Source organism: Stenotrophomonas sp. SPM, assembly GCF_003105135.1.
GTDB lineage: Bacteria > Pseudomonadota > Gammaproteobacteria > Xanthomonadales > Xanthomonadaceae > Stenotrophomonas.
Genome location: NZ_QETL01000132.1, coordinates 1 through 9409, shown reverse-complemented (window position 1 = coordinate 9409; position 9409 = coordinate 1). Strand labels below are relative to the sequence as shown.

The 9409-nt window shown below is 66.0% G+C and carries 4 protein-coding genes; 3 read left to right on the top strand and 1 reads right to left on the bottom strand.

Annotation, left to right across the window (positions count from 1 at the left end):
• Positions 1-43: 43 nt before the first annotated feature.
• Positions 44-5020 carry an NAD-glutamate dehydrogenase domain-containing protein gene (locus DCO49_RS18230; RefSeq protein ID WP_116865201.1) on the bottom strand — a complete coding sequence of 1659 codons (4977 nt, stop codon included), beginning with the start codon at positions 5018-5020 and terminating at the stop codon, positions 44-46.
• A gap of 275 nt (positions 5021-5295) precedes the next feature.
• On the opposite strand from DCO49_RS18230, the gene DCO49_RS18225 reads away from it, so the two are divergent.
• From DCO49_RS18225 to DCO49_RS18215, 3 genes are all read left to right on the top strand, one after another.
• Positions 5296-5952, top strand: a complete 657-nt coding sequence (locus DCO49_RS18225) for a TetR/AcrR family transcriptional regulator (RefSeq protein WP_116865200.1) — start codon at positions 5296-5298, stop codon at positions 5950-5952.
• The gene (locus DCO49_RS18220) at positions 5952-7214 is read left to right on the top strand and encodes an efflux RND transporter periplasmic adaptor subunit (protein ID WP_116865199.1); all 1263 of its coding nucleotides are present in this window, start codon (positions 5952-5954) and stop codon (positions 7212-7214) included. Before DCO49_RS18225 ends, DCO49_RS18220 begins: the two co-directional genes overlap by 1 nt.
• A 15-nt stretch (positions 7215-7229) precedes the next feature.
• The coding region (locus DCO49_RS18215; RefSeq protein ID WP_116865198.1) for an efflux RND transporter permease subunit at positions 7230-9409 on the top strand (2180 nt) is incomplete at its 3' end.

Sequence of the window (9409 nt, the reverse complement as noted above, 5' to 3'; positions counted from 1 at the left end):
GTTCCGTTTCACGCTCACCGGGCGAGGCCCGGCGTTACATCACTTACGCACCATGCGCGGCAAGCTGGCCCAGGCGCTGCACCGCGACCGAAACGGTCGGGTAGTCCAGGGTCTTCTGCTCGGCCAGTTCGGCCAGCATCGACAGGGTGAAGCGCAGGCTGCTGTCGTCTCGACCGATCCAGCTGGCGACCTTGGCTTCAGCGCTGCTGCCCTTGGTGCCCAGCACCTGGCCGGCCAGGTTGCGGTGGTGCGCGGCCAGTTCGTCACGCAGCACGCCACGGGCAACCGCGTGCCAGCGGCCGTTGACCTCCAGCGCGTCGATCTGCTCGAACAGCCACGGCAGCTGCAGGGCATCGCCCAGGCGGAAGTGGATCTTCGACACGTCCACCGGCTTCAGCTTGCGGGTGCGGGCCAGTTCGATGATGTCGAACGCCGGTTCCAGGAAGTGCAGTTCGGCCAGTTGCTGGGCCAGCGCGGACGGCAGGCCCTTTTCCTTCCACTCGGCCACCAGGGCTTCGTAGGTCGGACGCTGCGAATCCGGCAGCACGCCCGAAGCAACGCGGATGTCGTTGAACGGACCCTGGTAGCGGTTGACCGCCTCGGTGATGCCCGGCATCGGGCCCGGGCGCGACAGCAGCCAGCGCACGAACGAACGCTGCAGCTTCCAGATCACTTCCAGTGCGTCGATCTGCACCGACTCCGGCAGGGTGCCGTCGAGGGCGTCGATCTGTGCCCACAGCGCGCGGGCATCCAGCGTTTCGCGGCTGATGGTGTACGCCTTGGCGACCTCGGCGATGGTGCGGCCGGTGTCTTCCTGCATGCGCATCAGGAAGGTGGCGCCCATGCGGTTGATGGTCTGGTTGGTCACGGCCGTGGCGATGATCTCGCGCTTCAGGCGGTGACGCTCCATCGCATCGGCGTACTTCTTCTGCAGCGGGGTCGGGAAGTAGCGCTGCAGTTCCTTGGACAGGTACGGATCTTCCGGGATGTCCGAATCCAGCAGCTGGGCGAACGCCACCAGCTTCGAGTAGGACAGCAGTACCGACAGTTCCGGACGGGTCAGGCCCTGGCCGCGTGCCTTGCGCTGCGACAGCTCGGCATCGGACGGCAGGAACTCGATCTGGCGATCCAGCAGGCCCTGCTGTTCCAGGGTGCGGATGAAGTGCTGCTTGGAACCCAGGCGCTTGACCGCCATCCGCTCCATCAGGCTCAGGGCCTGGTTCTGGCGGTAGTTGTCATTGAGCACCAGGTCGGCGACCTCGTCGGTCATCGACGCCAGCAGCTTGTTGCGCTGCTCGACGGTCAGCTTCTTGGCGCGCACCACATCGTTGAGCAGGATCTTGATGTTGACTTCATGGTCGGAGGTGTCCACACCGGCCGAGTTGTCGATGAAGTCGGTGTTGAGCAGCACACCGGCCTGGGCGGCTTCGATGCGGCCCAGCTGGGTCATGCCCAGGTTGCCGCCCTCGCCCACCACCTTGCAGCGCAGTTCGCCACCATTCACGCGCAGGGCGTTGTTGGCACGGTCGCCGACATCGCTGTGCTGCTCGCTGGCGGCCTTGACGTAGGTACCGATGCCGCCGTTCCACAGCAGGTCGACCGGCGCCTTCAGGATCGCGCTCATCAGGTCGTTCGGCGACATCGCCTTGACGTTCTCGTCCAGGCCCAGCGCTTCACGCACCTGCGGGGTGATCTCGATCGACTTCAGGGTACGCGGGAAGATGCCGCCGCCCTTGCTGATCAGCTTGGCATCGTAGTCCGCCCAGCTAGAACGCGGCACGGTGAACATGCGCTCACGCTCGACGAACGAGGTGGCCGCATCCGGGTTCGGGTCCAGGAAGATGTGGCGGTGGTCGAACGCAGCAACCAGGCGGATGTGGCGCGACAGCAGCATGCCGTTGCCGAACACGTCGCCGGACATGTCACCCACGCCGACCGAGGTGAAGTCCTGGCTCTGGCTGTCACGGCCCAGCGCACGGAAGTGGCGCTTGACCGATTCCCACGCACCGCGGGCGGTGATGCCCATGCCCTTGTGGTCGTACCCGACCGAACCACCGGATGCGAACGCATCGCCCATCCAGAAGCCGTGCGCGATGGCCAGGCCGTTGGCGATGTCGGAGAAGGTCGCGGTGCCCTTGTCGGCCGCCACCACCAGGTACGGATCGTCCATGTCGTGGCGCACGACATCCACCGGCGGCACGATCTTGTTGTTGACGATGTTGTCGGTGATGTCCAGCAGGCCTTGGATGAACAGCTTGTAGCAGGCCACGCCGTTGGCGAACACCGCGTCGCGGTCACCGTTCACCGGCGGGGTCTTGGCGAAGAAGCCGCCCTTCGCGCCGACCGGCACGATGACGGTGTTCTTGACCATCTGCGCCTTGACCAGGCCCAGCACCTCGGTACGGAAGTCTTCGCGACGGTCCGACCAGCGCAGGCCGCCACGGGCCACGGCGCCGAAGCGCAGGTGAGTACCTTCCACGCGCGGGCCGTAGACGAAGATTTCGCGGTACGGGCGCGGCTTCGGCAGGTCCGGCACCAGGGCCGAATCGAACTTGAAGCTGATGACGTGGCCGTGCTGGCCGTTGGCATCGGTCTGGTAGTAGCTGGTACGCAGGGTCGCGTCGATCACGCCCATGAACGAGCGCAGGATGCGGTCCTCGTCCAGGCTGGACACGCGGTCCATCAGCTTCAGCAGCGCTTCGCGCGCGGCCTGCATCTGCGCATCGCGGTCACCCTTGCGGGCATCGACCACGGTCTTCAGCACCTTCTGGGTGGCGTCGTCGCCAGCGGCCAGCACATCGAAGTGGGCCTTCAGCTGGGCCTGGCCGGCCGCGATGTCATCCTTGCTCTCGTGGCCGGTCGCCGGATCGAAGCGGGCTTCGAACAGTTCCACAAGCAGGCGGGCCAGCAGCGGGTAACGCGAGAAGGTGCCTTCCACGTAGGCCTGCGAGAACGGCACGCCGGTCTGCAGCAGGTACTTGCAGTAGCCACGCAGCATGGCGACCTGGCGCCAGTGCAGGCCGGCGGCCAGCACCAGGCGGTTGAAGCCATCGTTCTCGGCATCGCCGTGCCAGACGCGGGCGAAGGTCTCGCCGAAGGCTTCATCGACGCGGCCGGCGTCGATGGCACCGGCGGTCGATTCGACCTCGAAGTCCTGCACGTACACCGGCGCGTTGTCGACCGACAGGCGGTACGGACGCTCGGCGATCACGCGCAGGCCCATGTTTTCCATCATCGGCAGCGCGTCCGACAGCGGGATGTCATCCAGCTGGCGATACAGCTTCAGGCGCAGGCCATCGCCGCTTTCGCGCGGCACGGCCTGCAGGCTCAGGCGCAGGTCGTCCGGGCCGGTCAGGGCGTCGAGCTGGCTGACATCATTGGCGGCAACGGCGGTGCTGTTGTCTTCGATGTAGCCGGCCGGCAGCGCCTTGCCGATGCGGGCGGCGATGCGCAGGCCTTCGGTCTCGCCATGGCGGGTGACCAGCGCTTCACGCAGGTCGTCCTGCCAGTTGCGCAGCACCTGGGCCAGCTTCTGCTCCAGTTCGGCGGTATCGACGTCGAGCATTTCGCCCGGCTTCGGGCGCACGATCAGGTGCACCTGGGCCAGCGGCGATTCGCCCAGCACGACCGAGCTGTCGACGTACTCGCCGTGCAGCGCTTCCTTCAGCATCGCTTCGATGCGCAGGCGCACGTCGGTGTTGAAGCGTTCGCGCGGCAGGTAGACCAGCGCGGAAATGAAACGGCTGTACTTGTCGCGGCGCAGGAACAGGCGGCTGCGCACGCGCTCCTGCAGGCCCAGCACGCCCATGGCGGTGCGCAGCAGTTCGTCCTCGCTGGACTGGAACAGTTCTTCGCGCGGCAGGGTTTCCAGGATGTGGCGCAGTGCCTTGCCGCTGTGGCTGGCCGGGGCCAGGCCGGACTGCGTCATCACGTATTCGTGGCGCTGGCGCACCAGCGGGATTTCCCACGGGCGACGGTTGTAGGCGCTGGAGGTGAACAGGCCGAGGAAGCGCTGCTCGCCGATGATCCTGCCCTTGGCGTCGAACTCCAGCACGCCGATGTAGTCCATGTAGCCGGCGCGGTGAACGCGCGAACGGGCATTGGTCTTGGTCAGGATCAGCGCGTCCTTCAGCCCGGACGTGGTGTTCAGGCCCTGCGCGGCCAGCGTCTTGACCGGGCGGGCGGCGGACTTGTCCTTGCCGCGCATCAGGCCCAGGCCGGTGTCGTCCAGCGGCGCCAGCACGTCTTCCTTGCCCTGCTTCTCTACGCGGTATTCGCGGTAGCCGAAGAAGGTGAAGTGGTTGTCGGCGGCCCAGCGCAGGAACTGCTGTGCTTCGGCACGCGAGGCATCGTCGACCGGCAGCGTGCGGCTGCCCAGGTCGTCGGCCAGCGCCAGCGCCTTGTCCTTCATTGGCTGCCAGTCGCGCACGATGGCACGCACTTCATCCAGCGCCTTGTTGATGGCCTGCTCGATGGCGGCCATGGCTTCGGCCGGCTGGCGGTCGATTTCCAGCAGCATCACCGACTCGGCATCGCCCTCGCCGACCTTGGCCAGCTTGCCGGCCTTGTCGCGGGTGAAGCGCAGCACCGGGTGGCCCAGCACGTGCACGCCCACGCCCTGCTCGGCCAGAGACATGGTCACGGTGTCGACCAGGAACGGCATGTCGTCGTTGATGATCTGCAGCACGGTGTGCGGCGATTCCCAGCCATTGGCCTTGGCGGTGGGGTTGAACACGCGCACGTTGGCCTTGCCGGCCTTGCGTGCACGGGCGAACTCCAGGGTGTCTGCCGCCAGCGCCGCCCACTCTTCAGCGGTGTGGTGCGGGAACTCGTCCGACTCCATGCGCTTGTAGAACGCGGCGGCGAATGCCACTGCCTCGGCCTGCGCGGCCGCGGGGTAACGCTTGCGCAAGGCCGTGTAGACCGGCTCCAGGGAGAAACCAGCGGTCACTGCGACCTCCGACTCAGCTGGCTTGGTTTTGTTTTTCACGGTCTTGGCTGCGGTTTTTTGCGGTTTCATGGCAGAGCGAGGCGCTTGCTCAGTTGGGAAAATGAAATTGTAGCCCTGTTGCAGGAAAAGGCCTTGCTGCAGGACGGAATAATGAAATGCCGGGTTTGCTGCGGTTTAGACGCCTATTCAGTTCGCACGGGTATGGCGTCCACCACCGGCATCGCGTTACCGACAGGATCGGCAAACCGTGTTACCGGAATAAGCGCGCACGGCGCCCGGTATCAGGACGGACAGGACTATTGGCATGATTCCACAATGCTGAACTGGACGGTATAGTCCACCGAGTGAACCCGGCCTACCTCCCCGCTGCCCTGGATGCGCGCGATCAGCGCGTGTTCGATGCCGTGCGCGAGCTGCTGGCCCACCAGGGCATGCAGATCAGCATGGATGCGGTGGCCCAGCACGCCGGCTGCTCCAAGCAGACGCTGTATTCGCGCTACGGCAGCAAGCAGGATCTGCTGCGGCGGGTGATGCAGCGCCACGTCGGCCACGCCACCGGGGCCATGGTCCGTGCACTCCGCACTGACGACCTGCGTGCCAGCCTTCTGCAGTTCGCCATCGACTTCCTGGAGCATTTCAACCAGCCGCACGTGGGACAGGCCTGCCGGGTGATCGCTGCCGATGCCGCGCAGTTCCCCGAAGAGGCGCGTACGCTGTACCGGCATGGTGCCGGCGCTTTGACGCTTCATCTTGCTGAATGGATTGAAACCGTTTGCATGCGTGGCCAGCTACGGCATGACGACCCGCACTTCATGGCCGAACTGCTGCTGAGCATGATCGCCGGTCAGGATTTCGACAAACAGCGCTTCCATACCCCCCATCGCGATGACGCGCAGCTGCGTCGGCGCTGGGCAGAATTCTCGGTCGACAGCTTCCTGCGCGCGTTCGCGCCAACGCCGTCACCGGCCCCCACTACAAACCAACCCCGGAGTTCCTCCTGATGACCGCCCCACTCCGCACCCTTGCCTTGACGTGCGCCGTTGCTGTCGCGCTGGCCGCCTGCAAGAAGCCGGAACAGCAGACGCCCCCGCCGCCGGAGGTGGGCGTGATCGACGCCAAGCCGCAGACCCTGCCACTGCAGCGTGAACTGGTCGGCCGCCTGTCGCCGTTCCGCAGCGCCGACGTGCGCGCGCGCGTGCCGGGCGTGCTGCTCAAGCGCGTCTACCAGGAAGGCAGCGAGGTCAAGCAGGGCCAGACCCTGTTCCTGATCGATCCGGCACCGCTGCGCGCCAGCCTCAACGCGTCCGAAGCACAGCTGGCCTCGGCCCGCGCGACCTACGCCAACGCCAAGGTCGCCGCCGACCGCGCCCGCTCGCTGGCGCCGCAGCAGTACGTGTCCAAGTCCGACCTGGACAGCGCCGAAGCCGCCGAGCGCACCGCGCTGGCCGCGGTGAAGCAGGCTGAAGCCTCGGTCACCTCCTCGCGCATCAGCCTGGGCTATGCCGAAGTGACCTCGCCGATCAGCGGCGTGGCCAACAAGCAGCAGGTCACCGAAGGTGCCCTGGTCGGCCAGGGTGACGTGACCCTGCTGACCACCGTGGACCAACTGGACCCGCTGTACGTGAACTTCTCGCTGAGCGTGGACGAGCTGAGCCAGCTGCGTGCGCAGCAGGCGCGTGGCGCCCTGGCCCTGTCCGGCGACGGCAAGGCCACCGTCAACGTCAAGCTGTCCGATGGCACGGCCTACGGCGAAGCCGGCACGCTGGACTTCTCCTCGACCACGGTCGACCCGAGCACCGGCGCGGTCTCGCTGCGCGCGGTGCTGCCGAACCCGCAGAAGATCCTGCTGCCGGGTGCCTTCGTCAGCTTCCAGGCCAACCTGGGCGAGCGCAACAACGCCTTTTTGATCCCGCAGCAGGCCCTGCAGCGGGACAGCGCCGGCGGCTTCGTGATGGTGGTCGGCGCAGACGGCAAGGTCGTGCGCAAGAACGTGAAGACCGAAGGCGCACAGGGCGGCAACTGGATGGTCAGCGACGGCCTGGCCGCCGGTGACAAGGTCGTGGTGGCAGGCGTGCAGAAGGTCAAGGAAGGGGCGCCGGCTACGGCCAAGCCCTGGACCCCGGGCCAGGACGCCAACGGCCAGCCCGCCGCCGGCGGTGCAGCCCCGGCAGCGGCAGCTGCAGGCGGCGCCGACAAGGCGCCGGCCAAGCCCGAGGCGGCCGACAAGGCCGAGCCGGCCGCCACCGAATCGAACAAGCAGTAACGGGAACCTTCCGTCATGCCTAAATTTTTCATCGAACATCCAGTCTTTGCCTGGGTGGTTGCGATCCTGATCTCGCTCAGCGGCGTGATCGCGATCCTCAACCTCGGCGTCGAGTCCTATCCCAACATCGCCCCGCCGCAGGTGACCGTCCAGGCCACCTACCCGGGCGCGAGCGCGGACACCACTGAAAAATCGGTCACCCAGGTGATCGAGCAGCAGCTGACCGGTATCGATCACCTGCTGTACTTCAGCTCGTCCTCGTCCTCCAACGGCCGTGCGCAGATCACCCTGACCTTCGAGACCGGTACCGATCCGGACATCGCCCAGGTGCAGGTGCAGAACAAGGTGTCGCTGGCCACGCCGCGACTGCCTTCGGAAGTGACCCAGCAGGGCGTGGTGGTGGCCAAGGCCAACGCCGGCTTCCTGATGGTGGTCGGCCTGCGCTCGGATACCGGCACGATCAGCCGTGACGCGCTGAACGACATCGTCGGTTCGCGCGTGCTCGACCAGGTCTCGCGTATCCCCGGCGTCGGCAGCACCCAGCAGTTCGGTTCCGAGTACGCCATGAACATCTGGCTGAACCCGGAGAAGATGCAGGGCTACGGCCTGTCGGCCAGCGAAGTGCTGGCTGCCGTGCGCGCGCAGAACGTGCAGTTCGCCGCCGGTTCGCTGGGTTCGGATCCCTCGCCGGACGGTCATTTCACCGCAACCGTCTCGGCCGAAGGTCGCTTCAGCTCGCCGGAAGAGTTCGAGAACATCATCCTGCGGGCCAATGCCAACGGCTCGCGCGTGCTGCTCAAGGACATCGCCCGCGTCGCCTTCGGTGCCAACAACTACGGCTTCGATACCCAGTACAACGGGCAGGCCGCCGGTGCGTTCGCCATCCAGCTGCTGCCAGGGGCCAACGCCCTGAACGTGGCCGATGCCGTGCGCGCCAAGATGGACGAGCTGCAGCCGAGCTTCCCGGCTGGCGTCAGCTGGTTCTCGCCGTACGACAGCACCACCTTCGTCAAGATCTCCATCGAGGAAGTGGTCAAGACGCTGTTCGAAGCAGTGTTGCTGGTGTTCCTGGTAATGCTGATCTTCCTGCAGAACTTCCGCGCGACGATCATCCCCACCCTGGTCATCCCGGTGGCCCTGCTCGGTACCTTCCTGGGCATGTGGCTGATCGGCTTCACCATCAACCAGCTGACCCTGTTCGCGATGGTGCTGGCGATCGGCATCGTGGTCGATGACGCGATCGTGGTGATCGAGAACGTCGAACGCATCATGACCGAGGAAGGCCTGGCGCCGAAGCCGGCCACGCAGAAGGCGATGACCCAGATCACCGGCGCGGTGGTGGCGATCACCGTCGTGCTGGCAGCGGTGTTCATCCCCTCGGCCCTGCAGGGCGGTGCGGCCGGTGAGATCTACAAGCAGTTCGCGCTGACCATCGCCATCTCGATGGCGTTCTCCGCGTTCCTGGCGCTGGGCTTCACCCCGGCCCTGTGCGCGACCTTCCTGAAGCCGACCCATAACGACAACCCGAACATCGTCTACCGTACCTTCAACAAGTACTACGACAAGATCAGCGGGACCTACGTCGGCCACATCACCTCGGCGGTGAAGCATGCGCCGCGCTGGATGATCCTGGCGGTGGTGCTGACCGCGCTGTGCGGCTTCCTGTTCACCCGCATGCCGGGCAGCTTCCTGCCTGAAGAAGACCAGGGCTACGCACTGGCCATCGTGCAGCTGCCGCCGGGCTCGACCAAGGGCCAGACCAACGAAGTCTTCTCGCAGATGCGCGGCATCCTGAAGGACCAGGAAGGCTATGAAGGCCTGATGCAGATCGCGGGTTTCAGCTTCGTCGGTTCGGGCGAGAACGTCGGCATGGGCTTCATCCGCCTCAAGCCGTGGGCCGACCGCAAGGTCACCGTGCCCGAGTTCATCCAGAACATGAACGGCGCGTTCTACGGCATCAAGGAAGCGCAGATCTTCGTGGTCAACCTGCCGACCGTGCAGGGCCTGGGCCAGTTCGGCGGCTTTGACATGTGGCTGCAGGACCGTGGTGGCCAGGGCTACGAACAGCTGACGCAGGCGCGCAACATCCTGCTGGGCAAGGCCGCACAGGAAAGCGACAAGCTGACCGGTGTCCGCCCGAACGGCCTTGAGAACGCCCCGCAGCTGGCGCTGCATGTCGACCGCGTGCAGGCGCA